This is a genomic window from Streptomyces sp. AHU1, from assembly GCF_045343905.1.
Classification (GTDB): Bacteria; Actinomycetota; Actinomycetes; order Streptomycetales; family Streptomycetaceae; genus Streptomyces; species Streptomyces triticiradicis.
This window is the reverse complement of the sequence record NZ_CP174283.1, coordinates 958,460-982,981: the sequence shown is the minus strand read 5'-3', so window position 1 is coordinate 982,981 and position 24,522 is coordinate 958,460. Positions and strand designations below refer to the sequence as shown.

Below are 24,522 nucleotides of genomic sequence, written 5' to 3'. Positions count from 1 at the left end.
AGCGGCCGGAGCCCGGCAGTGTCGTCGCCCTCAACAGCGGGGGGACGGTGCCGTGTTCCCGGGGCCGGGAATCCGGGGAGCCCGCGTTCGGTGACCTCGACGCGGCCCGCCCGAACCGGGTTCGGCGAACGGGGACGTCGAGCCGTGCGGCCCTGTCGTGCCGGCACCCCTGAAGGAGAGGACCCCATGCCGACGGGCCCGGAGTGGTGCTGGGCGGTGGTGCTGGGCGGTGGCGCGGTGGCCGTTCACGGGATGGGGCGTCCCGTCGCCGCCGTGGTCATGGCGATCGTCGTGGTGGTGAACACGGCGGTGGCCGAGACGCTGCGCCGCGGCGGGCCGACCGCGCCCGCGGGGCCGCGGGACGCTACCGGACCGGCGGAGTCCCGCTCACCGGAGTCCGGCCGAAGTCCGCCGGAGCGGGTCCGCGCGGGGAGGCGGATCAGGCCTGGAACTCGGTGAGATCGATCGCGTGGACGCTCAGGGGGAAGCCGTACTCGGGGTGTTCGATCGTCCTCTCCGGCTCCATGCCCAGTTTGCGGACGACGTTCAACGAGGCCCGGTTCTCCGTCCGGTTGACACTGATCACACGGTCGAGGCCGCGGTCCTGGAGGGCGAACTCCAATGTGGCGTGGGCGGCTTCGGAGGCGTAGCCCTGTCCCCAGAACGGTGAGCCGAACCGCCAGCCGATCGCCACGGCGGGCATCACCTCGGGCAGGTACCCGGGCACCGACAGTCCCGCGAGACCGGCCAGCTCGCCCGAGGCCAGCAGCTCGACGGCGAAGACACCGAAACCCTCCTCGTCCCACTCCTCCTCCCAGCGTTCGATCTCCTCGGCCGTGGCGTCCAGGTCGCGGACCGAACCGTCGCCGATCCAGCGCATGACCGCGGGGTCCGCGTTGATGTCCGCCATGGGGGCGAGGTCGTCGTCGTACCAGCGGCGGAGGAGGAGGCGGGGGGTGCGGATCTCGGTCATGACGCCCATCCTGCCCCATGGACGGGACACCGGCTGCCGGCCGGGCACGGCGGCACACCGTTTCGGAGCGGTCGGCCGGGGCAACCGGCCGTCATGGAGACGAATGACGGCACGGGCGAAGTGGTCGAGACCCAGGGCGACGAGCATCACGTCGTCCTCAGCGCCGACACCAACGGCGACGGGAGGACCGACGTCTGGATGACCGACACCACGGGCGACGGCAAGGCCGATCTCTACCAGTTCGACACCACCGGTGACGGGCGGATCGACCTGACGATGGTCGAACGGGGCGACGAGCCGGGCGTCGACCGGGTCGTCGTCGAGGGCGACGGCGGCCACCCGATGGAGACCTGAGACCCCGTCACATGACCGTGCCCGGGTGGTCCGAGAGGCACGGCTCCCGGCCCGGGCGGACGAACGGGCACCGTGGTGCTTCGTCCCGCCCCCACGGACCGGTGCCTCGGTACGCGTCTACGAGGTGCCCGTCAGGGGCCGCAGGGCGGCGGCGCCGGCGCGCAGGAGCGCGGACACCGGCGGCCCCACCCAGCGGCCGAGTTCGCGCGGCAGTGCGGGGTCCAGCTCGATCGTCACCCGGACGTACCGCGTGTGCAGCCGTGCGACCTTGGCGTGACGGGGAGTGGCGGTGTCCGGCTCCCGCCGCAGGGCGGCCCGGTAGGTGTCCTTGCGCTGGTTCACATCGTGTCCTGACGCTTGGCGAGCTCGTCCGCGAGATCCATGTACGCCGAGCCCTTGACCGTGATAGGGCTGCCGAACGACTGGGAGTACAGGTCGAGTCGGGGAATGTGGGTGGACAGCACGTCGAAGCCGCGTTCCGTGAGCGCTTCGCGGGCATCGGCGTCGGGACCGGTCCGGGTGGCGTCCGGACGGTTCGTACGGTTCAGCAGGACGGCGGAGCGGGCGGGCCTGGCCCGCAGGGACTGCACGTCGCCCATCTCGCGGCCGATGGGCGCCATGCGGTCCAGTTCGATGGGGGACGGGGTCACCGGCACGATCCACTCGCTCGCGTACCGCATGACGCTCCGGGCGATGTGGGCGTGGTCCTCCAGCTGCGGGGCGTCGAGCACCACGGCCTGCCGGTCGCCGAGGAAGTCGTTCACGCGCCGGTGCACGTCGCCCACCGGGAGGGAGACCACGGGGAAGGGGAAACCCCCCGCCAGTTCGCTCCACCGCAGCGCCGAGGACGCGGGGTCGGAGTCCACCAGCAGGGGTGGGCGGCCCGACTCGTGCAGCGCGTGGGCCAGCCACACCGCGCTCGTCGTCTTGCCCACTCCGGGTTTCAGGTTCACAAAGGCATAGCTCATCGACACAGGCAGCCACGCTAGTGACCGCGGGGGACCGGTGACGGGCCACGAGGGGCGTACCGTCCCGTCGTTCACCCCGCGGTGCCCGTGAATCATTCCGATGGACCAACGCGGTCCGAGGGACCGACGGGGTGTGCTCCCGCACAGATCCGTCCCGCGGGCACTGTGCGTGTGCCTTCCGTGAGCACCGTCCCCTGTACGTCCCCCCGCTCGGCTGATGCCATGCCCGGCATGTCTTCCGCAGCTCCCGCAGCTCTCGTGTCCTCCTCGTCCCCGGTGCCGGGCGCACCGGCGGGCCCGTCCGTGCCGACGGCGTCCCAGGGCCGTCGATGAGCGGCGGCGACGGAGAGTCGCTCGCCGTCGTGGTCTTCCTCGGCTTCGTCGCCGTGTCCCTGCTGCTGTGCGGCCTGGCGGCGGCCGACCTGGACGACCCCGAGCACTTCTACGCGGGCGGCGGCGCGGCCTTCGGACCGGTCGGGGGCGGACTGGCCGTCGCCGGTGACTACATCTCCGCCGCCACCCTGCTCAGCACCACCGGCGCGGTCGCCCTCGACGGGGCGGACGGCGTCCTCTTCGCCGGCGCCACCGTCGTCTCGCTCTGGCTGGTGATGCGGTTCCTGGGTGAACCCCTGCGCCGCAAAGGGGTGTTCACCCTGGGGGACTTCCTGGCCGACCGCCTCGGCACCCCCTCCGTACGCCGGGCCCTCGGTGTCGCCTCCCTCGTCGTCCTCACCCCGCTGCTCCTGGTGCAGCTCTCCACCGCCGGACGTGTCATGGCGGCCATGTTCGGACTTCCGGACGGCGCGCTCACCGGGTGCACCGTCGCCGGAGGGACCCTGATGGTCTGCTACGCCGCGTTCGGCGGGATGCGCGGCGTCGGATACGTGCAGATCCTGAAGGTCGGTGTGGCGCTCACCGCCATGCTGCTTCTCGCCGGGGCCGTCCTCGCCCGGTACGGCTGGTCGCCGCCGGCCCTCTTCGGTGCCGCCCGGGAGCACTCCGGAGCGGGCGCCGGCTACGCGCGCCCCGGACTCCACTTCGGGCACTCCGTCGCCGGGCGCCTCGATCTGATCGGCTTCGGGGCCACCCTCGTGGTGGGCGCCGCCTGTCTGCCGCACATCACCATGAGGCTGCATCCGGTCGGGGAGGCCCGCACCGCGAGGCGCGCCGTCGGCTGGGCGGTGGGCCCCGTGGCGGTGGTGTGCGCCGGGGTGGTCGTGGCCGGACTGGGTGCTTGCGCCCTGCTGGGCCGGGGGCCCGTGCGGGCCGCCGATCCCGGGGGAGCGACCGCCCTGCTGATGGTGACGGGCGCGCTCGACCCGGTCGCCGGGGGCGCCCGGCACAGCATGCTGTTCGCGGTCGTCGCCTGTGCCGTCTTCGTGACCACCCTCGCGGCCGTCGCGGGCATCACGCTGGCCGCCGCCTCCACTCTCGCCCGCGACTTCGGCGGGCGGCCCGCCCACGGGAGCGGGGACCGTTCGCCCGCAGGGGAGATCCGCCGGGCACGGCTGGCCATCGTCCTGGTCGGCGCGGTCGCCGTCGTCGTGTCGGCGGCCCTCGGGGACCGCGGCAGGATGACGCTGATCTCGCTGTCGTTCGCCGTCGCGGCCTCGGTGCTCGCCCCGGTCCTGCTGTACGCGCTCTTCCTGCCCGGCCACTCGGCCACCGGGGTGCGCTGGACCGTCTACGGGACCCTGCCGTTGATTCTGCTGCTGCTCGCGGGGTCGCCCGCGGTGTCGGGCACCCCGTTCGCGGTCTTCCCCGGTCATGACTTCCGCTGGTTCCCGCTCCAGACACCGGGGCTGATCAGCATTCCGGCCGGCTTCCTGCTCGGGCTCGTCGGCCGTACCCGCCCGCGCTCCCGTTCTTCCCGTCCTTCGTGGCAGGACGGTTCGCCGTACGTGAGGCAGGGGTGAGTCCGGCGCCTTCGCCGGGCTCACCCCTGTCGTCTCATCCGTGCCGTGCGGGCACGTCCGGTCAGAGCGACGTCATGACGTGCTTGATCCGGGTGTAGTCCTCGAAGCCGTACGCGGAGAGGTCCTTGCCGTAGCCGGACTTCTTGAACCCGCCGTGCGGCATCTCGGCGACGAGCGCCATGTGGGAGTTGATCCACACACAGCCGAAGTCGAGCTTCCTCGACATGCGCATCGCCCGCGCGTGGTCCTTCGTCCAGACCGAGGAGGCCAGCGCGTAGTCGACGCCGTTGGCGTACGCGACGGCCTGGTCCTCGTCCGTGAACGACTGCACGGTCATGACCGGGCCGAAGACCTCGTTCTGGACGATCTCGTCGTCCTGCCTGAGGCCGGAGACGACGGTCGGGGCGTAGAAGTAGCCCCTGTCGCCGACCCGGTGGCCGCCGGCCTCGATCCGCGCGTGCTCGGGCAGGCGCTCGACGAAGCCGCTGACCTGGGCGAGCTGGTCGGCGTTGTTGAGCGGCCCGTACAGCACGTCCTCGTCGTCCGGCTGCCCGGTCCTCGTCGCGGCCGCGGCCTTGGCCAGAGCGGCGACGAACTCGTCGTGGACCGACTCGTGGACCAGGACGCGGGTGGCGGCCGTGCAGTCCTGGCCGGCGTTGAAGAAGCCGCCGACCACCAGGTCCTCGACCGCCTTCACCAGGTCGGCGTCCTCGAAGACCACGGCCGGGGCCTTGCCGCCCAGCTCCAGGTGGACCCGCTTGACGTCCTTGGCCGCGCTCTGCGCGACTTGGATGCCGGCGCGCACCGAGCCGGTGATGGAGGCCATCGCCGGGGTCGGGTGCTCCACCATCAGGCGGCCCGTCTCGCGGTCGCCGCAGACGACGTTGAAGATGCCCTTGGGCAGGCCGAGCTCCTCCAGGACACCGCCGATGATCTCCGCGAGCAGCACGGTGGAGGCCGGGGTGGTGTCGGACGGCTTGAGGACCACCGCGTTGCCCGCCGCGAGCGCCGGGGCGAACTTCCAGACCGCCATCAGCAGGGGGTAGTTCCACGGCGCGACCTGGGCGCAGACGCCGACCGGCTCGCGGCGGATGATCGAGGTCATGCCCTCCATGTACTCGCCGGCCGAGCGGCCCTCCAGCATGCGGGCCGCGCCCGCGAAGAAGCGGACCTGGTCGATCGCGGGGCCGAGTTCCTCGCTGAGGGTGAGGTGCAGCGGCTTGCCGGTGTCGCGGCTCTCCGCCGCGACCAGCTCCTCGGCCCGTGCCTCCATCACGTCGGCGATCCTCAGCAGCGCGCGCTGCCGCACGGACGGGGTCGCGTCGCGCCAGACGGGGAAGGCCGCGGCGGCGGCCGCCATCGCCGCGTCGACGTCGGCGGCTCCCGAGAGCGGGGAGGTCGCGTAGACGTCACCCGTGGTGGGGTCCACCACGTCGAGCGTCCGGCCGTCGGCGGCATCCGCGAACGCGCCGTCGACGTAGTTGCGGAACGTGCTGCTCATGGAACGTCTCTCCTGGTCAGGCGGTGGTACGGGGGGACAGGTGCTCGTGGACGGCGAGCCAGGCGCCGTCCTCGGAGCGGGCGAAGACGATGGTCTCCCGCTCGTGCACCGTCTCCTCTCCGGTGTGGGTGGCGACGCGGGTCTCCACGTCGTGGCTGAAGACCGCGGTGTCGCCGAAGGGCTGGACGAGCGGTGCCGACGAGACGCAGCCGAGGACGCGGAAACCGTCCTCCTCCACCCACCGCCGCCACAGGGCGCGGTACTCGGCCGTGGAGCCGAGCCGCCGCGGCGTGGTGTGGAAGACGAACGTCGCGTCCGGGGCGAAGGCGCCGAAGTAGTCGTCGAGGCGGCCCTCGGCGAAGGCGGCGACGAGCGCGTCCGCGGCGGCCCGGATCTCCTGGGCGGTGGTGGTGCTCATGCTCGGCTCCTGATCGGGGCGCCCGGTGGTCAGGACCGGGCGCCCGGTTCGTGGGGGTGGCGGTGGCGGGTCAGACGGCCGCGGCGGGCTCGGCCGGCCTCTCCTCGGCGCCACCGGTGATCGGCGTGATCCCGGTGTCGGACGACGGGACGAAGCGGGGTCCGTCCGGGCCGAACACGGCACGCGGCTCGGGGAACACGGTGAGCGCGGCGAAGTAGAGCACGACCGCCAGGACGAGGCCGACCGGCAGCGAGATGTCCGCGCCGTCGGCGAGGTCGCCCAGCGGGCCGACGAACTGGCCCGGCAGGTTGGTGAACAGCAGGGCCACGACGGCGCTGACGATCCAGGTGCCCATGCCGCGCCAGTTCCAGCCGTGCGCGAACCAGTAGCGGCCACCGCGCTGGCGCCGGTTGAAGACCTGCAGCGCCTCCGGGTCGTACCAGCCGCGCCGGGTGACGTAGCCGAGCGCCATGACGACCATCCACGGCGCGGTGCAGGTGATGATCAGCGTGGCGAAGGTGGAGATGGACTGCGTGAGGTTGAGCGCGAAGCGGCCGAGGAAGATGAACCCGATGGACAGGACGCCGATGAAGAAGGTGGCCTGGACGCGGTTGAAGCGCGGGAAGACGCTGGCGAAGTCGAGACCCGTTCCGTAGAGGGACGTCGTGCCGGTGGACAGGCCGCCGATCAGGGCGATCAGGCAGAGCGGCAGGAAGTACCAGCCGGGGGAGATCGCCAGCAGTCCGCCGACGTAGTTCGGGGCGGCCGGGTCGACGTACTTCGCGGCCTTCGTCGCGATGATCGACGCCGTGGCCAGACCGAAGACGAAGGGCAGCAGGGTGGCGATCTGCGCGAGGAACGCGGCGCCCATGATCCGGCGGCGCGGGGTGTTCGCGGGGATGTAGCGGGACCAGTCGCCGAGGAACGCGCCGAAGGAGACCGGGTTGGACAGCACGATCAGCGCGGCGCCGATGAACGACGGCCAGAACAGCGGGTCGGCGGTCGAGGCGAAGGCGCCCGCGTATCCGGGGTCGAAGTCACCGGCGAAGGCGAAGGCGCCGAGCACGAAGAGGGCCGAGGCCGCCAGCACCGCGATCTTGTTGACCAGCAGCATGAAGCGGAAGCCGTAGATGCACACGACGAGCACGAGTCCGCCGAAGATCGCGTACGCGATGCCGTACGTGAGGTCCGACTCGGGGACGTCCACCAGCCGGTGCGCGCCGCCGACGAGCGCGTCTCCCGAGGACCACACCGAGATCGAGAAGAACGCGATGGCGGTGAGCAGGGAGAGGAAGGAGCCGACGACCCGGCCGTGCACGCCCAGGTGCGCGGAGGACGAGACGGCGTTGTTCGTGCCGTTGGCCGGGCCGAACAGCGCCATCGGGGCCAGCAGCAGCGCACCCGCGACCAGCCCGAGGACGGTCGCCGCGAGCCCCTGCCAGAAGGAGAGGCCGAAGAGGATCGGGAAGGCGCCCAGCACACAGGTCGCGAAGGTGTTGGCGCCGCCGAAGGCGAGCCGGAACAAGTCGATCGGCCGGGCCGTGCGGTCCTCGTCCGGGATGCGCTCGACGCCGTATGTCTCGATTTCGGTGACCGAGGTCGTCACGGCTCCTCCAATCTACGTTTATGCACCACTCAAATATTGGCACCCACAGTGTGAGGCCCCCGGTGACCTGCGACAATGGTGGCCATCACAGATGCGTACGATGTCATTTGTGGCCAGCGACAAACTCACGATCCGGGACCTGCTCTCCTCGCCGGCGCTCCAGCTCTCGCTGAAGGCCGACGGCGGCCTGGACCGGTCCGTCTCCTGGGCGCACGCCAGCGAGCTCGTCGACCCGACGCCCTGGCTCCTGGGAGCCGAGCTGATCATGACGGCGGGTCTGGCGATCCCCCGGACCGCGGCGGAACAGCGCGCCTATCTGGAACGGCTGGACGACGCCGGGGCGTCCGGTCTCGCGCTCTCGGCGCAGCTGCACATGCCGCCGCTGCACGACGCGTTCTTCCGGGCCGCCGAGGAGCGGGACTTCCCGGTCCTGGAGGTGCCGCTCGCCGTTCCCTTCATCGCCGTCGCCCAGGAGGTCGCGGCCTCGGCCCAGGAGGAGGCCCGGCACCGGCTGGGCGCGCAGCTCCAGGTCTTCGGCGCGCTGCGCTGGCTGGTCGCGGAGGACCTCGACACACCGACACTCCTGCGCCGTCTCGAAGGCCTGTCGGGCTACGACGTCTTCCTCTGCACGCCCCAGGGACGCCCGCTCCTGCCCGGCGTCCCCGTACCGGACCCGGCCGTCCTGCCCGCCTCCGTCGACGCCCCGCCGGCGATCCCCGGCGGATTCGTCCTCCCCGTCCCCGCGCCCGGCGGTCCCGCGGGCTTCCTCGTCGCGTACGAGCGCGAGGGCGCCCGGCCCGCGGGGCTCGCCGTCGTCCAGCACATCGCCACCGTCGCGGCGCTGCGGCTGGCGATGGTCCGCAACGAGCGCGAGACGCTGCGCCGCGAGGGGGCGGAGACGTTCGCCGAGCTGCTGCAGGAGGTGCTCGACCCGGAGGCCGCGCGCCGCCGGCTCGCCCGGCACGCGATCGAGGGCGACACCGTGCTGCTCGTCGTGCGCCGCACGACCGACGAGGCGCTGCTGCGCTGCCTGGAGGACCGGCCGCATCTGCTGCTCACCCGGGGCGAGGACCGCTATGTCCTCGGAGCGCCGGAACTGGCGGCCGCCGTCGGCGCGCTGCCCGCCGTGGCGGCCGGGGCCAGCCGTCCCTTCCCGCCGGGCGCCGCGCTGAAGGTCGCCCAGCGCGAGGCCCTGTGGGCGGTGTCCAAGGCCGTCGAGTCGGGCCGTGCCGTCGTCCACTACGGCGACGACGGAGCGGGCCGGTGGCTGCCGGACGATCCCGCCGTCCTGACGGCGCTGGTCGAGCACGTGCTCGGTGACGTACTGCGGTACGACGAGAGCCACGACTCGCAGCTGCTGGTCTCCGCCCGCACCTGGATGGAGCGCGACCGCCGCACCGAGACGGCCGCCGCCGCGCTGCACATCCACCCCAACACCCTCGCCTACCGGCTGCGCCGTTTCGGGGCGCTCGCCGACCGTGATCTGACGTCGACGGGGGCGCTGGCCGAGGTCTGGCTCGCGATCCAGGCGGCGGGAGCGCTGGGCCTGACCGACTGAGCGGGGGCCGTGCGTACGACCTGGTCGCCGCCCCGCGCGTCCGGGGCGCGGATCACTCCTCGTGCCGCGCGACCGCCTCGACCAGGCGCGTGATGTCGGCGAGATCGGCTTCGAACTCGGCGGTGAGGTCGAGGGGAAGGTCCAGCCACGGCCCGAGGGCGCGGTGGCCGGGGAGCTCGCCGTCGTCGGGACGGCCCCGACGGCCGCGCGGGTCCTCCGCGCCGGGAGTGAAGCGGCCCGAGGCCTCCGAGGCCGCGAAGCCGATGACGAAGGTGCTGATCAGGCGTTCCAGCCGGGGTACCTGGGGCTCGGGGACCCCGGCCTCGATGAGCGCCGTGTAGATGATGTCCACCGCACGCAGGCCGTCCGGGGTGACGGCCGGCCGTGAGAAGAGCAGATGCGCTGCCCAGGGGTGCTGCTGGGTCACCTTCCGGGCCGCGTGCGCGAGGGCGCGGAGCCGCTCGTCCCAGGTGTGCTCCTCGGCCGGATCCGTGGGCAGCAACGCGGTGAGCAGCCGTCCGACCATGCCGTCCAGCAGTGCCGCCTTGTCCTTGACGTGCCGGTACAGCGCCATCGGTGTCACCCCGACGCGATCGGCCAGGGCGCGCATCGAGACGGCGTCGACCCCGCGCTCGTCGGCGATGGCCACGGCGGCGTCCAGGATCTCTTCCCGTCTCCCACTCATGGGTCTACAGTGTAGACGTATACGGTGTAGACCTCATGAGGGACGGATGATGCTGATCGCAGAGGGGCTGGTGAAGCGCTACGGGCCGCGCCGCGCGCTCGACGGCTTCGACCTGACGGTCCCGGCCGGGGAGATCGTGGGCCTGATCGGTCACAACGGCGCGGGCAAGACGACGTTCGTGGAGACCGTCTCCGGTCTCGTACGTCCCGATGCGGGCCGGATCACCGTCGCGGGCCTCGACGCGCTGCGCGACGGCCGGGCCGCGCGGTGCTTCCTCGGCGTGGCCCCGCAGGAACTCGCCCTGTACGGCAGCGCCACCGCCCGCGAGAACCTGCGGCTGTTCGCCGGACTGGCGGGATTCCGCGGCCGGCGCGGGGCCGCGGAGATCGCCCGGGTCCTGGACGAACTGCGTCTGACGGACGTCGCGGACCGGCCCGTCGCGGCCCTGTCCGGAGGCCAGCGCCGCCGGGTCCAGGCGGCCACCGCCATGGTCGGCTCACCACCGCTCCTCCTGCTGGACGAGCCGACCGCCGGAGCCGATCCGGAAACCCGCTCGGCCCTGCTGGACGCGGTCCGGGCCCGGGCCGAAGCGGGCGCGGCCGTCGTCTACACGACCCACTACCTGCCGGAACTCGTCGACCTCGACGCCACGCTGGCACTCGCGCGGGCCGGACGGATCATCGCGCGCGGCACGCAGGAAGAACTCACCCGGCACCTGCCCGGCGAACTCAGGGTCACCTTCGCCGACCCGGCCGAACCCGAACTGCGCCGGCCGACCACGGACCCCGGCGCCGATCTGGCGGCCCTGCTCGCGTCCGGCCGTACACCCGCGTCCGTCGACGTACGCCGCCCCGGACTGGACGACCTCTACCGATCCATGGAGACCGCGGATCCCGCGACCGCCGCGACGCGCACGGAGGTCCGTGATGCCGCGTGAGTCCGCCGCCCGCCTGTGGGTGCTGATACGCCACAACGTGCTGCTGATGGCGCGCGAACCCGGTCCGCTCCTGAGCCGGCTGGTCCTTCCGCTCGTCTTCGTCACGCTCCTGCGGCCGCTCTACACGGCCGGGCAGGGCGAGAGCGCCGGCACGGAACAGGCGGTCGTCGGCACGCTGGTCACCTTCTCGCTGCTCGCGATCGGCATCTGCGGCAGCGCGATCCTGACCGAACGGCTCGGCCGCACCTGGGACCGTCTGCGCGGGACCGTCCTGCGTCCCGCCGAACTGCTCGCGGGCAAGGCCGTCCCGGCCTTCGCGGTCCTGCTCGCCCAGCAGTTCACCGTCGTGGGTTTCGCCGTGTGCGCCTTCGGCCTGCCCGTCCCGCACCCGTTCCTGCTGCTGGGCGTTCTGCTCAGCTGGAGCTGGGCGCTCCTCGGACTCGGCGCGCTGCTCGGCGTGCTGGTCCGCAGCCTGGGCGCGCTCTCGGCCGCCTACGACATCGGCGGCATGCTGCTGAGCAGTGTCGGAGGCGCGCTCGTCCCGCTCGCCGCCCTGCCGGCCTGGGTCTCGGACGTGGCCCCGGCCTCACCCGGCTACTGGGCCGTGCGCGGCATGCGCGCCGCTCTCGCCGGCGACGCGTACGCCGTGGCGGAGTCCTGCGGCACGCTCCTCGGCGTGGCACTGGTCTGCGGCACCGTGGCCTCGGTCCGACTGCGGGGGCGCGGCGGGCGGTTGGTGGCGCTCTAGCCGGGTGGCTCCTTGAACTCGCCTTCCGAGAGGGTGAGTTCGGACCGCCCCGCGGTGCCCGACCGGACGGTCACCCGGGGCGGACCTCGCCCCCCACGAGAAGTTCGGCATCCCGCAGGCGCTCCTCGACCCGTCGCTACGACGACGCCGACCGTCCCGGTCCTTCTTCGGACCCGGTGACCGGCTCCGCCTTCAGCACCTTGGCCGCGGCACCGGCCCGGGGCGTCCCGTCGACCGCCACGCAGATGCCGAACACACGGCCGTGACCGGTCCAGCCGTTGACGTGCCCCCGGTTGTTGCTGATCTGCACCCGCTTCTTGGCCGGATCCACGGAGGACACCAGGTGCAGGTACACGGTGCCGGCCACACGGGCGAGGACGATGTCTCCGACCGCGAGCTTCGACGGGTCGACCGGAGCGACGGCCACGAGCTGCCTACTGCGGATCAGCGGGACCATCGAAGTGCCGCTCGGCCGGAACTCCACGGTCTCCCCGCCGGCGACCCTGCCCGCCACACCCTCCAACGCTCCCATGCGACGAGCGTGACAGGCCCGGCCGGGCGTGCCCACCGGTTTTCCGGGACGGCTCCGCATATCGCGGGCGTATCGAAAAGCGCATACGCCCCCGCAACCGGCCCTTCCCTTCACTGGGAGCATGAGCCACGACGCATCCTCCTCAGCACCCCGTCGCGCCCTCAGGACCGTGTTCCTGAGCCTGGCGGTCCTCGGCGTGGCGGGCGCCCTGTTCTTCATCCGGCGGCCGCTCATGATGTCCGCCCCCAGGTGCATGGCCGGGCGGTGGCACGGCTGCTACGACACCTTCAACGGCGTGGTGCTCATGACGCTCGTCGCGGTGCCGCTCGCCGTGCTGGTGGCGTGGGCCCTCGCGTCCTGGCGGCGTGCCGCCGGCGCCGCTTCGGCCCGGGCGTGGCGCTCGTCGCTGGCCGAGGTGGGCATGGTCCACGGGACGGTGCCGTTCCTGTGGCTGACCATGATGCCGGGCCTCGCGCCCGGCGTCGCTCCCCGCCGGGTCAGCCTGGTACCGCTGCGGGACCTGGCCACCATGGGGACGGGCGGGATCATCGGCAACCTGCTGGTCTTCGCGGCGCTGGGGTTCTTCGCCCCGATGCGGTTCGCGGCGTTCGCGTCCGTGCCGCGGATCCTGGCGTTGGGGGCCGGCTGCTCGGTCCTGGTCGAGGTCGCGCAGTACGTGCTGTGGCTGGACCGGGTGTCCTCCGTGGACGACGTCCTGGTCAACGCGACGGGTGCCCTGCTCGCCGGGCTGGCGTCACACCGCTGGTGGCGCACCACGGCGGGAAACCCGTCCGACCGGCCCGGTCCCGTGCCGACGGCGGTGGGCTGATCGTGCGCCCCGGGCGCGACGTGGTCGCGATACGCCGGCGATACGCTCTGCTGCTTAGGCTTCGGACATGCGTGTACTGATCGTGGAGGACGAGCCCTTCCTGGCCGAGGCCGTCCGTGACGGTCTGCGGCTGGAGGCGATCGCCGCCGACATCGCGGGCGACGGGGACTCCGCCCTGGAACTGCTCGGCGTCAACTCCTACGACCTCGCGGTCCTCGACCGGGACATCCCCGGCCCCTCCGGCGACGAGGTCGCCCGGCGCATCGTCGCCTCCGGCAGCGGCATCCCGATCCTCATGCTCACCGCCGCCGACCGGATCGAGGACAAGGCCTCCGGGTTCGAGCTCGGCGCCGACGACTACCTCACCAAACCGTTCGAGCTGCGGGAGCTCGTCATGCGGCTGAGGGCGCTCGACCGCAGGCGCGCGTACGCCCGGCCGCCGGTCCGCGAGCTCGCGGGCGTGCGCCTCGACCCCTTCCGCCGGGAGGTCTTCCGCGACGGACGGCACGTCGCCCTCACCCGGAAGCAGTTCGCCGTGCTGGAAGTGCTCGTCGCCGCCGACGGCGGTGTCGTCAGCGCCGAAGAACTGCTCCAGCGGGCCTGGGACGAGAACGCCAACCCCTTCACCAACGCCGTCCGCATCACCGTCTCGGCCCTGCGCAAACGGCTCGGCGAGCCCTGGATCATCGCCACGGTGCCCGGCGTCGGGTACCGGATCGACGCGCGCCCGGACACCTCCCGGTCCGACGGCACCCATGAATAGACGCCCGGGGCGCAGCGCCCGACTGAAGCTCACCCTCAGCTACGCCGGCTTCCTCTTCGTCGCCGGCACGCTCCTGCTGGTCGTGATGTGGGTGTTCGTACTGCGCTGGCTGCCGACCAACGACCCCCGGCTCATCCAGAAGACGTACGGCGCCGTGATCATCGTCGGGCCCAGCCGTTCCGACCTCCTGCGCGGATTCGCCCCCGCCGCGGCCGTCGCGCTGGTGTTCCTCCTGGTGTTCGGCCTCCTCGGGGGGTGGGTCCTCGCCGGCCGGATGCTCTCGCCGCTCACCCGGATCACGGACGCGGTACGGACGGCCGGGAGCGGATCGCTGTCCCATCGGATCCGCATGAAGGACCGCCAGGACGAATTCCGCGAACTCTCGGACGCCTTCGACTCGATGCTCGACCGACTCGAGTCCAAGGTGGCGGAGGAGCAGCGGTTCGCCGCGAACGCCTCCCACGAACTGCGCACCCCGCTGGCGATCTCACGGACACTCCTGGACGTCGCCCGCAAGGATCCCACGGGGGACCGGGACGAACTCATCGAACGCCTGGACACCGTCAACACGCGGGCGATCGACCTCACCGAGGCCCTCCTGCTGCTCAGCCGCAGCGACCGCGGAAACTTCCCCCGCGAGAGCGTCGACCTCTCCCTCGTCGCGGAGGAGGCCGCCGAGACGCTGCTCCCCTTGGCCGAACAGCGCCGGATCACGCTCGACGTCACCGGCGAGGCGGCCCGTACCAGCGGCTCCGGAGAGCTTTTGCTGCGGATGGTGACGAACCTCGTCCAGAACGCCGTCGTCCACAACCTCCCCGAGGGCGGCACCGTGACGGTCCACACCGGGCGGGACGGCGACACGAGCGTGCTGCGGGTCGAGAACACGGGAAGCCGGCTCCCACCGGAACTGGTGTCGACCCTCACCGAACCGTTCCAGCGGGGAACGGAACGCGTGCACACCGGCGAACACGCCGGTGTCGGCCTCGGCCTCGCCATCGTGGCCGGGGTCGTCCGCGCCCACGGCGGGACGCTCGACCTCGCCGCCCGCCCCGCCGGCGGCCTCCTCGTCACGGTCCGGCTGCCCGCCACGCCGTAGAACCCGACTGACCATTCCCGTCCGCGCGGCGAGGACCGGCGCGCTCGTGAAGCAGAAGCAGGCGGTGGGCTGAGGTACCCCGCGCCGGGCGCCCGGACGGCACCCGGCCCGTGCGCCTCGCCGGGGGAACCCCGGGACCGGCGCCCCGCCTCGTCTTCAGGGCGCGGCGGCTGATCCGGGCGTCGTCAGCGCCCCCTGCGTACCCGGGCCGCCGCGCGGGCCTCCGCCGCCTTGCGGGCGTCCGCGGCCTTGCGCGACTCCTTGGGACGTCCGGGACGCGTGCCCATGCCGCGGAAGGGCGCGTTGCCGGTGCTCGACTTCGGCAGTGTCGGCGGACGCCTGGCCCCGGTGATGGCGGTCAGCGCCGCCTCGCCCGAGCGCACCTGCGTGACGGTCGGCCGGATGCCGGCCTCGGACATCAGACGGTTCACATCGCGCCGCTGGTCCGGGGTGACCAGGGTGACCACCTTCCCGGACTCCCCGGCCCGCGCGGTGCGCCCGCCGCGGTGCAGATAGTCCTTGGCGTCGGCGGGCGGGTCGACGTTGACGACGAGGTCGAGCGCGTCGACGTGAATGCCCCGGGCCGCGACGTTGGTGGCCACCAGCACGGTGATCTCGCCGTCCTTGAACTGGGCGAGCGTGTGCGTGCGCTGCGGCTGCGACTTCCCGCTGTGCAGGGCGGAGGCCCGGATGCCGCTGGCCCGCAGATGACGGGTGAACTGGTCCACGCCCGCCTTGGTGTCCAGGAACATCAGCACCCGGCCGTCCCGGGCGGCGATCTCGGTCGCCGTCGCGTACTTGTCGGCGCCGTGGATGTTCAGCACGTGGTGTTCCATCGTGGTGACCGAGCCCGCCACCCGGTCGACCGAGGCGAGCACCGGGTCGTGGAGGTGGTCCCGCACGAGTTGATCGACGCCCCGGTCGAGCGTGGCCGAGAACAGCAGCCGCTGTCCGTCGGGGCGCACCTGCTCCATGAGGTCCGAGACCTGGGGCAGGAAACCCAGGTCGCACATCTGGTCCGCCTCGTCCAGCACCGTGATCCGCACCTGGTTCAGGAAGCAGTCCCGGCGCGACACCAGGTCGGTCAGCCGTCCCGGCGTCGCGACGAGCACCTCGACGCCGGTCCGCAGGAGGGCCTGCTGCCGGTTGATCGACAGGCCGCCCACCACCGTCCCGAGCCGTACGCCCAGGGTCCGCGCGTACGGTTCCAGCGCGTCGCTCACCTGCTGCGCGAGTTCCCGGGTCGGCACCAGGACCAGCGCGAGGGGCCGCTTCGCCTCCGCCCGGCGGCCCGCGGTCCGGGCGAGCAGGGCCAGTCCGAAGGCCAGCGTCTTGCCGGAGCCGGTGCGCGCCCGGCCGAGGACGTCGTGTCCGGCCAGCGCGTTGGGCAGGGTCGCCGCCTGGATCGGGAAGGGCTCCGTCACCCCGAGCCCGGTCATCCTGTCCAGCAGTTCCGGGGGCAGGCCGAGGGCGTCGAACGACGCGGCGGGAGACAGGCCCGCCGAGCGGGACGGTGATGCCGTGACGTCGTCCCGCGGCGCCGGCTGACGGTCGCCGGTGTCGGGGAGTCCAGGGGCCGGCGGCTTCGCGTTCATGGGGAACCTTCCTCGGTCTGACGCCCGGAACGCCCCGGGGCCCGTACCACTCGGCACGGGCCCCGGCGACTTCGAAGCGTGCTCCCCACTTTACCAGCGGGCCCACAGCCGCCCACCGGACCGCCGCCGGTGTGATCTTCTTCCTTGCCCATCGCGCACCGGTGTGAGAAGCATCTGCGAACGAGTCTCCGGAGAACTGTTATTCGAGGTTCCGTGGGTGGTCTCCCATGCAACGGCAGCATCGTTCGGAGTCGAGGACAGGGAAGTTTTCATGAGGAGACAGCACGGGGTGGAGCCGACGGCACTGGTGACCGCCGCCCGAGCGGGTGACCCGGCGGCCCAGGACGCCCTGGTCGGCGCCTATCTCCCCTTGGTGTACAACATCGTCGGGCGCGCGCTGAACGGATCCGTCGACGTCGACGACGTCGTGCAGAACACCATGCTCCGCGCCCTGGACGGGCTGGACGGTCTGCGTGCCCCGGAGAGCTTCCGCTCCTGGCTCGTGGCGATCGCCATGAACCAGGTCCGGGCGCACTGGCGGGACCGGCAGGACGCTCCCGGCGGAGTGGAGGAGGCGGAGGACCTCGCGGACCCCGGCGCCGACTTCGTGGACCTCACCATGGTGCGGCTCCAGCTTTCCGGCCAGCGGCGGGAGACCGCGCTGGCGACCCGCTGGCTCGAACCCGACGACCGGGGCGTGCTCTCGCTGTGGTGGCTGGAGTGCGCCGGTGAGGTGACCCGGACCGAGATGGCCGAGGCGCTGGAGCTGTCGCCGCAGCACACGGCGGTCCGGGTGCAGCGGATGAAGGCGCAGCTGGAGACGGCCCGGGGGGTCGTACGGGCCCTCGCCGCGCGCCCGGCCTGCGAGGAACTGCGGGATGTCCTCGCCTCCTGGGACGGCCGGCCCTCGGCGCTGTGGCGCAAGCGGATCGCCCGGCACGCCCGCGACTGCGTCCGCTGTTCCGGACTGTGGAGCGGACTGATGCCCGTGGAGGGGCTGCTGGCCGGACTGGCACTGGTCGCCGTGTCACCGGGGCTGACCGCGGCGCTGCGGAGCGCTTCGGGCGGGATGGCCGCCACGGGTTCGGCGTCGGGGGCCGGGCACCGGGCGTCCGGCGGGAGAGCGGCCTCACGCGGCGAGGCGCGCCGGCGCCGGCGCGTGAGGCGCCGGGCCCTGGGCGGAGCCCTCGTGGCGGTCTGCGTGGCGGGCGGCGGCCTCTGGTACTTCGACCTCGGGCCCGGATCGGGAACCGACGAGGCGTCCCCCTCGCGGACGGCGGGTGCCCCCGTCGCGGACCTCTCGGCGCCCGACGCCTCCGGCACCGCTTCGGCGTCGGCCACCGCCACGGCGTCGGCCTCTCCGTCGCCCTCGCCGTCCGCGTCGAAGAAGGCGAAGGCCAAGGCGTCCAAGACACCCCGTCCCGCCGGGCCGAGCAAGTCGGCCGCCGCCTCCTCGGCCGCGCCGACCCGCCGGGTGTCCGGCCTGGCGCAGACGCAGTCGGCCCCCACGACCACGGTGGCGCAGGTGGTCGCGCTGGTGAACAAGGAGCGGGCGGCCGCCGGCTGCGGTCCCGTCACGGAGGACCCGCAGCTGGAGGACGCGGCTCAGGCCCACTCCGCCGACATGGCCGCCCGGGACTTCTTCGAGCACACCAACCCCGACGGCGCCGACCCCGGTGAGCGCATCACCGCCGCGGGTTACCGCTGGTCCACGTACGGCGAGAACATAGCCATGGGCCAGCAGACCCCCGCGGCGGTGATGGACTCCTGGATGAACAGCCCGGGGCACCGCGCGAACATCCTCAACTGTTCGTTCAAGAACATCGGGGTGGGCGTGCACAAGGGGTCGGGCGGCCCGTGGTGGACGCAGGACTTCGGGGCGAAGCTGTGACGCCGGGCGCGTCCTTCCGGGCGGGAGCCCCACCGGTCGTGGCCGGGCCGCCGGGCGCGCCTCGGGCGCGGAAACCTCTCAGGTGACGTGCCAGCCGGGTTCGAGGCGGTCGAGGAGGGCGTGGAAGGCCGCGTCGGCCTGCTTCCGGCCGCCCTCGGCCAGCGAGGCGACGACCAGGCCGAAGGACGCGTCGACCAGCAGGGCCGCCTCCGTCCGGGCGCGGACCTCCGGCATGCCGAGGCGCTGGAAGGCGGAGGCGAGCAGGTCCGTCCACTCGGCCAGCACGTCACGCAGGACAGGCCCGTACCGGTCGGGGTCGATCAGGCCGGCGGCCATGATCTCCACGTAGAGGGGGAGGGCGGGGCGCAGGTCGGGGGCGCCGAACCGCTGCCAGGTCTCCTCCATGAAACGGCGGATCCCCGCCGGGTCCCGCGGGGACTCGGCGGAGTCGAACACGGCCCTGGCCTGCATGAGCGGTCGCCTCTCGTCCAGGGCGAGTGCCTCGGCGACCATGCCTTCCTTGGTCCCGAAGTAGTACAGGAGCATGCGGTCGCTCGTGCCGAGGGCTCGGGCGAGTGGGCGCAGGGACAGCCCGGCGAGGCCGTTGCGCACCAGGTACGCGCGGACCCGGTCGGTCAGCTCGCGGCGTTTGTGCTGGTCAGGCGGTCGTGCCATGAGGGCTCCCGGCGGCCGTGAGGTGGCCGCTGTGCGGTCGTGTGACACCAGACACATTCCATATGTGCCGATCTGTACTCTTGGAAAGGATTTTTACCGTAGCGATCGCTACATGCATATTTGTTATCGTGACGGGCGTTACGTGAACGCGTGACCTGACAATGTCCGGACCGGTCGTCTCCGACGGGTCCGTGCCGCTCAGCGGTGTGGTCGCCTTCAGTGCAGAAGGGACTGATTCCCATGGCCCCTGGGGCCATCGACCTCCTGGCGACCTCTCGCCGGGGGCGCTTCGCCCGGTTCTACCGCCGGCCCGAGGAGCAGGGGCGCGAGGAAGTCATGAGACGCGGCGAGGAGAACGAGGTGTCCGAGGAGGCGGCCGCGCCCACCTCGTGGCTCGCCCGGAACCGGGCCCTCTGGTCACGCGTGCTGGAACCCATCCGCCCGTTCGACGCGCCCCGCGCCCGCGTCACCCGCTGGGAGGCCTCCTGGCCCCTGTCGCGGGAACTGACCTCTGCCCGCCGGGCCCGGCGCCTGGTGACGGCGCAACTGGACGAGTGGGACCTGGAAGAGCTGGCCGAGACCGCGGAGCTCCTGGTCAGCGAGCTGGTGACCAACGCCCTGCGCCATACGCGCGGCCCCCTGCGGCTCAACCTGTGCCTGCGCGACGACCGCTTGCAGTGCGAGGTCGAGGACACGGAGCCGCTCTGCCCCGTACGCCGCGAGGTCGACGCCGACGCGGAGGGCGGCCGGGGCACGGAACTGCTCGACCTGCTCGCCGAGAGCTGGGGCAGCACCTGTACGCCCACGGGCAAGACCATGTGGTTCGAGGTGCCGACGGAGGGCGTGGCGTAGTACCGGCCGGGGCGCTCAGGTGCGGGTGATCACCCGGGTGGCCAGGAAATCGAGGAGCGCGGCGTTGAACCGTCCGGGCTGTTCGGCACCGGGAAGGTGGCCGGCGCCGTCGATGACGGTCAGGGTCGCGTGCGGGACGAGCCCGTGGATGGCCTCGGCGTCGCCGACCGGTGTGTAGACGTCGTCGGCGCCGACGACGATCAGCACGGGGGACCGCACGGCGGCGAGCGTGTCCCGGTAGTCCGGGCGTTCTGCCCGGCCGCGCAGGGCCGCCGCGGCACCGCGGGGATCGGTGGCACGCATCATGCGCAGGACGCGCTCGGCGACGTCGGGCATCGCGGTGACGTTGTAGTCGGCGAGCATCCTGTCGATGACCTCGTCCGCGTAGCCGTCCATCCCTTCCGCCAGGAGACGGTCGGCCAGCCGGTTGCGGAAGGCCTTGCCGTCGTCCGTCTCGGCCGGCGCGGAGGTGTCCGACAGGACGAGCGCGCGGACGCGGTGGGCGTGACCGCGCTGCATCTCCATGGCGATCTGCCCGCCCATCGAGACACCGCCCACCACGGCCCGGTCGATGTCCAGGTGGTCCAGGAGGGCGACGAGGTCGTCGGCGAAGTCGGAGAGGTACACGGTCCCGGCTTCCACCCCGCTGTCGCCGTAGCCGCGCAGGTCCGGGGTGACGACCCGGTGTCCGGCCGCGACGAGCGCCTCGGTCTGCGGAGCCCACAGGGACCGGTTGAAGGGGTGCCCGTGGATCAGCAGGACGGGCAGCCCGGCCGAGGATCCGGTGTCGTCGTAGTGGAGCGTCGTACCCCGTAAGGCAGCGGAAGTCATGCGAGGCACCCTAGTCCCGAGATCATCCCGAGATCATCCCGAGGGGGCCGAAGCACGTCACCGCCGGTGCCGTCGCGCGGACCGGGTACGGCCGCGGCTCCTGCCCGGCGCGCCGGAGGGGCCCCGTGCCGAAACCGTCTGACGGAGACGGAGACGGCCCGGCACGAGCGCGAGGTCGGTCGCGTCGGCCGGGCCGTCGAGGGGCGCGGGAGGCGGTTACTCCCCCTCGTACCGGGTTCCGTGGGGGACGCCGGTGCTTGGGTCGCCGTACTGGGGGGCGTGAACGTCGGCGGCGGGCCACTGGGGCGCCGCCGACGACCAGTGGTCGGCCTGCGGGACGCTGTGCGCCATCGGCAGCGAGGTGTCCTCGACACCGGGCAGCCGCACGGGCATGACGTTTCCACGTGCGACGACCTTGGAGCGGCGCCCCTTGGCCGGCTTGTCCCAGCTGTTGTCGCCGAGGATCAGGACCGGGTCGAACATGACGATGGCCGCGGCGAGGATGAGGAAGATGATCGGGCCCAGGAGCATGGGCAGCAGGAGCGACGAGCCCTCCTGGCCGGTGACGGTCGGGGCCGTGTCGATGCTGTTGTGGACGTGGACGCTCACGGCGGCCATGCCCGTGTAGTGCATGCCGGTGACGGCCAGGCCCATGACGAGGCTGGCGCCGAGCGTGCGGACGAAGCCCTGCACGGAGACGGCGGCCCACAGCGCGGCGGTCGCCGCGACGAGGGCGATGATCACGGACAGGGCCACGGTGAACGCGTTGTAGCCGAGATCTCCGTTGAGCTGCATCGCGAACATGCCGAGGTAGTGCATCATCGCGACGCCGAGGCCGGTGATGGAGCCGCCCACGGCCAGGGCGAACCGCGTGGCGCCGCGGTGCCCGACGATGAAGACGCCCGCGGAGACCACCACGACGGCCACGAGGAGACTGAGCACGGTCAGCGGGATGTCGTAGGTGATGGGCGTCTCCGCCACGGAGAAGCCCGTCATGGCGATGAAGTGCATCGTCCAGATGCCGCAGCCCAGGGAGGCGGCTCCCAGGGCGAGCCAGCCCAGCCTCCATCCGGGCTCGTGGTGCACCGTGCGCACCACACAGCGCAGCCCCAACGCCGAGCCCACACAGGCCATGACGTAGGCGGCCACCGGTGTGACCAGCCCGTAGCTGAAGCCGTCGATCGTGCCGTTCATCCGCTCCCTAACGCTTCACTGCTTACATGCGAAGGACATTGAGCCCTTTTCATGGTCGCGATAGCAAATTCTCAAGCCGATGTCGGTTGAAACTTGCGCGATCGTTATCGATCTCGTGCGGGCGCCCGCTCCCGGAGTCCGGGCGGGGGCCGGATCCCCGTCGCGTCCCGGGTGCCGGACCGGGAATTTCGAACGGCCCTTCCGGCCTTGTGCAATGCGGTGCCACGTCGCTGTGAGGGCGGGGCGGACGGATCGCCGGCGGCGCGCGAAGCGGTGCCGTGCGAGTCTGACGAGGACTAGGAAGAAGGGGTGCGTGCGATGAGCCGGAACGAGGAGAAGGCGCTGCTGGCCGGTGGCTGCTTCTGGGGCATGCAGGAACTGATCAGGACGTTCCCGGGTGTTCTGGACACGCGGGTGGGGTACAGCGGTGGCGACGTGGCTGATGCGACGTATCGCAACCACGGCACGCACGCCGAGGCGATCGAGATCACCTTCGATCCCGCGAAGACCGACTACCGGACGATCCTGGAGTACTTCTTCCAGATCCACGACCCGTCGACGAAGAACCGGCAGGGCAACGACATCGGTCTCAGCTACCGGTCCGCCATCTTCTACTTCGACGACGAGCAGAAGCGGGTCGCCGAGGACACCATCGCGGATGTCGACGCCTCCGGACTGTGGCCGGGGAAGGTCGTGACCGAGGTCGCGCCGGCCGGTCCGTTCTGGGAGGCGGAGCCGGAGCACCAGGACTACCTGCAGCGTTACCCCGACGGCTACACCTGCCACTTCGTGCGTCCGAACTGGCGGCTGCCGAGGCGCGCGGAGGCCTGAGCGGAGGCCGACGTCCGCGGCCCGTGCCGGCCGCGGACGTCGGCCACGAGCCCGCGCGGGTGTCCCGTCTCCGGGCCGGTCGCCGGTACGCGCCTCGGGTCCGCGCCGGTCACGGGCGTGAGCCGTCCGTCCGCGCGCCCGTGGCGTCGGCCGGTCCTCGGCGGGCGGCGCGGCGGGTGGTCATGACCGCGGCCGACACCGCCGCGGCGGCCAGGACGGCCGAGGCGGTCACCAGCGCGTGCTCGGCCGCCGTGCGCGCGTCGCCGGACACCCCCAGATAGACGCCGCCGACGACCGCGACACCGACCGTCCCGCCGAGCTGCTGCACGGCGTTGAGCAGACCGGCGGCCGAGCCGGTCTCCTGGGGGCCGACGCCGCTGAGCGCCGTGCTGAAGAACGGCGGGGTGAACAGGCCGGTGCCCAGCCCGGCCACGGCGAGGGCCGCGGGCAGCGCGGCCGGATACGAGCCGGGGTCCGCGCCGCGGTACGCGAGGACGGCGGCCGCCAGGCCGATCGCGAGGACGGCGATGCCGGTGTGCATGACACGCGTCCCGTACCGCGTGACCAGATGCGTGCCCGCGGCCCAGGAGCCGGTCGCGAGTCCCACGGACCACGGCAGCAGGGTGAGACCCGCGGTGAGCGGTCCGTCCCGGAGGCCGAGTTCGAGGTGCAGGACGACGGTGATCATGACGCCGTTCATGACGGCGAAGAACAGGGCGGACGTGGCCAGGGCGGCGGGGAACGCCCGGCCGCGCAGCAGGGCGGGCTCGATCAGCGGGGCGCGGCCGCGGCGGCCGGCCCGGCGCTGGTGGACGACGAACACGCCCAGGACCACGGCACCCGCGGCGGCGAGGGCCCACCTGGCGGGTCCCGGACTCCCGGAAGCCAGAGGACATACGACCAGCGCGGTGCCGAGCACGGCGAGGACGGTGCCGGCCGGATCGAGGCGGGGCCGTGCCGGTGCGCGGTCCTCGGTCAGGAACACGGACGCGGCCAGGACCGCCGCCGGCGGGAGATTGACGAGGAAGACCGCCCGCCACGAGGAGCCGAACACGTCGGCACGGGTCAGGACGCCGCCGAGAACCGGGCCGAGGACCGCGGACAGCCCCATGACCGGACCGATCGTGCCGAGAGCCCTGGTGAGTCCGCCGCCCTCGTACATGGCCCGGATCAGTCCGAAGGTCTGCGGGACGACCGCGGCCGCCGCCGCACCCTGCACGGCACGCAGCGCGATCAGCGTCGCGGCGCCCGGCGCGAGCGCGCAGGCCAGGGAGGCGGCGGCGAACACCACGACGCCGGCGCGGAAGACCCTCCTGCGGCCCGCGATGTCGCCGAGCCGGGCGCCGGTCAGCAGGCCCAGGGCGAACGCGAGGGTGTAGGCGGCGCTGAACCACGGGATCGTTTCCCGCGCACCGCCGAGGTCGGTGTGGATGCAGGTGGCCCCGGCGCATCTGGACACGGTGGCGACGGCGCTCGCCGGCCACGACGAACTCGCGGTCGTCGCGGCGACGACCGGTCCGACGAACCTCGTCGCCCACGCGTTGTGCCGGGACGCGGAGGCCCTGCACCACTATCTGACGCGTCGGGTCGCCTGGGACGCCGTCACACGGATCGAGACGGCGCCGGTGCTGTGCACCTACAAAGCGGCCGTGACGCTGACCGCGAACTGACCACGAACCGACCCCGAACCGTCCCGGCGATCACGGACAGGCATTCCGTCCGAGTCGGATCACCCGGGCACGGTGTTCGTGGACCTTTCCGTCACGCAT

General features: G+C 72.6%; 26 protein-coding genes. 13 read left to right on the top strand and 13 right to left on the bottom strand.

Features of this window, described 5'->3' with window-relative positions; all coding sequences use genetic code 11:
• Positions 1 to 186: 186 nt before the first annotated feature.
• A complete protein-coding gene (locus tag ACICHK_RS04640) occupies positions 187 to 459 on the top strand; it encodes a hypothetical protein (protein ID WP_406835812.1) in 273 nt (90 codons plus the stop codon).
• Here the strand turns inward: ACICHK_RS04640 and ACICHK_RS04635 are convergent.
• Positions 440 to 973, bottom strand: a complete 534-nt coding sequence (locus ACICHK_RS04635) for a GNAT family N-acetyltransferase (RefSeq protein WP_151467332.1) — start codon at positions 971 to 973, stop codon at positions 440 to 442. The genes ACICHK_RS04640 and ACICHK_RS04635 overlap by 20 nt on opposite strands.
• Before the next feature lie 93 nt (positions 974 to 1,066).
• On the opposite strand from ACICHK_RS04635, the gene ACICHK_RS04630 reads away from it, so the two are divergent.
• Positions 1,067 to 1,327, top strand: a complete 261-nt coding sequence (locus tag ACICHK_RS04630; RefSeq protein ID WP_151467333.1) for a hypothetical protein — start codon at positions 1,067 to 1,069, stop codon at positions 1,325 to 1,327.
• A 117-nt stretch (positions 1,328 to 1,444) separates the two neighbouring features.
• Here the strand turns inward: ACICHK_RS04630 and ACICHK_RS04625 are convergent, their stop codons facing one another.
• Complete coding sequence (locus ACICHK_RS04625; RefSeq protein ID WP_406835811.1) at positions 1,445 to 1,669, bottom strand: hypothetical protein; 225 nt, start codon at positions 1,667 to 1,669, stop codon at positions 1,445 to 1,447.
• Positions 1,666 to 2,280, bottom strand: coding sequence for a hypothetical protein (locus ACICHK_RS04620; protein ID WP_406835810.1), 615 nt, complete (start codon positions 2,278 to 2,280; stop codon positions 1,666 to 1,668). Before ACICHK_RS04620 ends, ACICHK_RS04625 begins: the two co-directional genes overlap by 4 nt.
• Positions 2,281 to 2,624: 344 nt before the next feature.
• On the opposite strand from ACICHK_RS04620, the gene ACICHK_RS04615 reads away from it, so the two are divergent.
• Positions 2,625 to 4,211 (top strand): cation acetate symporter, encoded by a 1,587-nt coding sequence (locus tag ACICHK_RS04615; protein ID WP_406835809.1) that lies wholly within the window; start codon positions 2,625 to 2,627, stop codon positions 4,209 to 4,211.
• 61 nt (positions 4,212 to 4,272) lie between these two features.
• Here the strand turns inward: ACICHK_RS04615 and ACICHK_RS04610 are convergent, their stop codons facing one another.
• The 3 genes from ACICHK_RS04610 to ACICHK_RS04600 form a co-directional block, all read right to left on the bottom strand.
• Positions 4,273 to 5,712, bottom strand: coding sequence for a gamma-aminobutyraldehyde dehydrogenase (locus ACICHK_RS04610; protein ID WP_406835808.1), 1,440 nt, complete (start codon positions 5,710 to 5,712; stop codon positions 4,273 to 4,275).
• Positions 5,713 to 5,728: 16 nt separating this feature from the next.
• Complete coding sequence (locus ACICHK_RS04605; protein WP_406835807.1) at positions 5,729 to 6,130, bottom strand: YybH family protein; 402 nt, start codon at positions 6,128 to 6,130, stop codon at positions 5,729 to 5,731.
• 70 nt (positions 6,131 to 6,200) lie between these two features.
• Complete coding sequence (locus tag ACICHK_RS04600) at positions 6,201 to 7,736, bottom strand: purine-cytosine permease family protein (RefSeq protein WP_406835805.1); 1,536 nt, start codon at positions 7,734 to 7,736, stop codon at positions 6,201 to 6,203.
• A gap of 109 nt (positions 7,737 to 7,845) precedes the next feature.
• On the opposite strand from ACICHK_RS04600, the gene ACICHK_RS04595 reads away from it, so the two are divergent.
• Positions 7,846 to 9,294, top strand: a complete 1,449-nt coding sequence (locus ACICHK_RS04595) for a PucR family transcriptional regulator (protein WP_406835804.1) — start codon at positions 7,846 to 7,848, stop codon at positions 9,292 to 9,294.
• A gap of 52 nt (positions 9,295 to 9,346) precedes the next feature.
• On the opposite strand, the gene ACICHK_RS04590 is transcribed toward ACICHK_RS04595, so the two are convergent.
• Positions 9,347 to 9,979 carry a TetR/AcrR family transcriptional regulator gene (locus ACICHK_RS04590; protein WP_406835803.1) on the bottom strand — a complete coding sequence of 211 codons (633 nt, stop codon included), beginning with the start codon at positions 9,977 to 9,979 and terminating at the stop codon, positions 9,347 to 9,349.
• 46 nt (positions 9,980 to 10,025) lie between these two features.
• Here ACICHK_RS04590 and ACICHK_RS04585 point away from each other — a divergent pair, with 46 nt between their 5' ends.
• Entirely contained in the window at positions 10,026 to 10,916 is an 891-nt protein-coding gene (locus ACICHK_RS04585) for an ABC transporter ATP-binding protein (protein WP_406835802.1), read from the top strand.
• Positions 10,906 to 11,664 (top strand): ABC transporter permease, encoded by a 759-nt coding sequence (locus tag ACICHK_RS04580; RefSeq protein ID WP_406835801.1) that lies wholly within the window; start codon positions 10,906 to 10,908, stop codon positions 11,662 to 11,664. The genes ACICHK_RS04585 and ACICHK_RS04580 overlap by 11 nt, the downstream gene beginning before the upstream one ends.
• Before the next feature lie 136 nt (positions 11,665 to 11,800).
• On the opposite strand, the gene ACICHK_RS04575 is transcribed toward ACICHK_RS04580, so the two are convergent.
• Positions 11,801 to 12,196 carry a S26 family signal peptidase gene (locus ACICHK_RS04575; protein WP_406835800.1) on the bottom strand — a complete coding sequence of 132 codons (396 nt, stop codon included), beginning with the start codon at positions 12,194 to 12,196 and terminating at the stop codon, positions 11,801 to 11,803.
• A 121-nt stretch (positions 12,197 to 12,317) separates the two neighbouring features.
• Here ACICHK_RS04575 and ACICHK_RS04570 point away from each other — a divergent pair, with 121 nt between their 5' ends.
• The 3 genes from ACICHK_RS04570 (at position 12,318) to ACICHK_RS04560 (ending at position 14,884) form a co-directional block, all read left to right on the top strand.
• The gene (locus ACICHK_RS04570; protein ID WP_406835799.1) at positions 12,318 to 13,025 is read left to right on the top strand and encodes a VanZ family protein; all 708 of its coding nucleotides are present in this window, start codon (positions 12,318 to 12,320) and stop codon (positions 13,023 to 13,025) included.
• 67 nt (positions 13,026 to 13,092) lie between these two features.
• Positions 13,093 to 13,788: a response regulator transcription factor gene (locus tag ACICHK_RS04565; protein ID WP_151467345.1), complete on the top strand. Its 696-nt coding sequence runs from the start codon at positions 13,093 to 13,095 to the stop codon at positions 13,786 to 13,788.
• Positions 13,781 to 14,884, top strand: coding sequence for a sensor histidine kinase (locus ACICHK_RS04560; protein ID WP_406835798.1), 1,104 nt, complete (start codon positions 13,781 to 13,783; stop codon positions 14,882 to 14,884). Before ACICHK_RS04565 ends, ACICHK_RS04560 begins: the two co-directional genes overlap by 8 nt.
• Before the next feature lie 185 nt (positions 14,885 to 15,069).
• Here the strand turns inward: ACICHK_RS04560 and ACICHK_RS04555 are convergent, their stop codons facing one another.
• Positions 15,070 to 16,479 (bottom strand): DEAD/DEAH box helicase, encoded by a 1,410-nt coding sequence (locus tag ACICHK_RS04555; protein WP_406835797.1) that lies wholly within the window; start codon positions 16,477 to 16,479, stop codon positions 15,070 to 15,072.
• A 271-nt stretch (positions 16,480 to 16,750) separates the two neighbouring features.
• On the opposite strand from ACICHK_RS04555, the gene ACICHK_RS04550 reads away from it, so the two are divergent.
• Positions 16,751 to 18,370 carry a sigma-70 family RNA polymerase sigma factor gene (locus ACICHK_RS04550; protein WP_406835796.1) on the top strand — a complete coding sequence of 540 codons (1,620 nt, stop codon included), beginning with the start codon at positions 16,751 to 16,753 and terminating at the stop codon, positions 18,368 to 18,370.
• Positions 18,371 to 18,448: 78 nt separating this feature from the next.
• Here ACICHK_RS04550 and ACICHK_RS04545 read toward each other — a convergent pair whose 3' ends face one another.
• A complete protein-coding gene (locus ACICHK_RS04545; protein WP_406835795.1) occupies positions 18,449 to 19,045 on the bottom strand; it encodes a TetR/AcrR family transcriptional regulator in 597 nt (198 codons plus the stop codon).
• Positions 19,046 to 19,285: 240 nt separating this feature from the next.
• Here ACICHK_RS04545 and ACICHK_RS04540 point away from each other — a divergent pair, with 240 nt between their 5' ends.
• Positions 19,286 to 19,897, top strand: coding sequence for an ATP-binding protein (locus ACICHK_RS04540; RefSeq protein WP_406835794.1), 612 nt, complete (start codon positions 19,286 to 19,288; stop codon positions 19,895 to 19,897).
• A 15-nt stretch (positions 19,898 to 19,912) separates the two neighbouring features.
• On the opposite strand, the gene ACICHK_RS04535 is transcribed toward ACICHK_RS04540, so the two are convergent.
• Together ACICHK_RS04535 and ACICHK_RS04530 are read right to left on the bottom strand one after the other, a co-directional pair.
• Positions 19,913 to 20,728 carry an alpha/beta fold hydrolase gene (locus tag ACICHK_RS04535; protein ID WP_406835793.1) on the bottom strand — a complete coding sequence of 272 codons (816 nt, stop codon included), beginning with the start codon at positions 20,726 to 20,728 and terminating at the stop codon, positions 19,913 to 19,915.
• A gap of 216 nt (positions 20,729 to 20,944) precedes the next feature.
• Entirely contained in the window at positions 20,945 to 21,922 is a 978-nt protein-coding gene (locus tag ACICHK_RS04530) for an MHYT domain-containing protein (protein WP_406835791.1), read from the bottom strand.
• A 318-nt stretch (positions 21,923 to 22,240) separates the two neighbouring features.
• Between ACICHK_RS04530 and msrA the strand changes: the two genes are divergently transcribed.
• The gene (gene msrA, locus ACICHK_RS04525) at positions 22,241 to 22,753 is read left to right on the top strand and encodes a peptide-methionine (S)-S-oxide reductase MsrA (RefSeq protein WP_406835790.1); all 513 of its coding nucleotides are present in this window, start codon (positions 22,241 to 22,243) and stop codon (positions 22,751 to 22,753) included.
• 109 nt (positions 22,754 to 22,862) lie between these two features.
• Here msrA and ACICHK_RS04520 read toward each other — a convergent pair whose 3' ends face one another.
• Complete coding sequence (locus ACICHK_RS04520) at positions 22,863 to 24,212, bottom strand: MFS transporter (RefSeq protein ID WP_406835789.1); 1,350 nt, start codon at positions 24,210 to 24,212, stop codon at positions 22,863 to 22,865.
• Here ACICHK_RS04520 and ACICHK_RS04515 point away from each other — a divergent pair.
• Positions 24,184 to 24,423: an Lrp/AsnC ligand binding domain-containing protein gene (locus ACICHK_RS04515; protein WP_406835788.1), complete on the top strand. Its 240-nt coding sequence runs from the start codon at positions 24,184 to 24,186 to the stop codon at positions 24,421 to 24,423. The two genes, ACICHK_RS04520 and ACICHK_RS04515, sit on opposite strands and share 29 nt — an antisense overlap.
• The last annotated feature ends 99 nt before the right edge of the window (positions 24,424 to 24,522 follow it).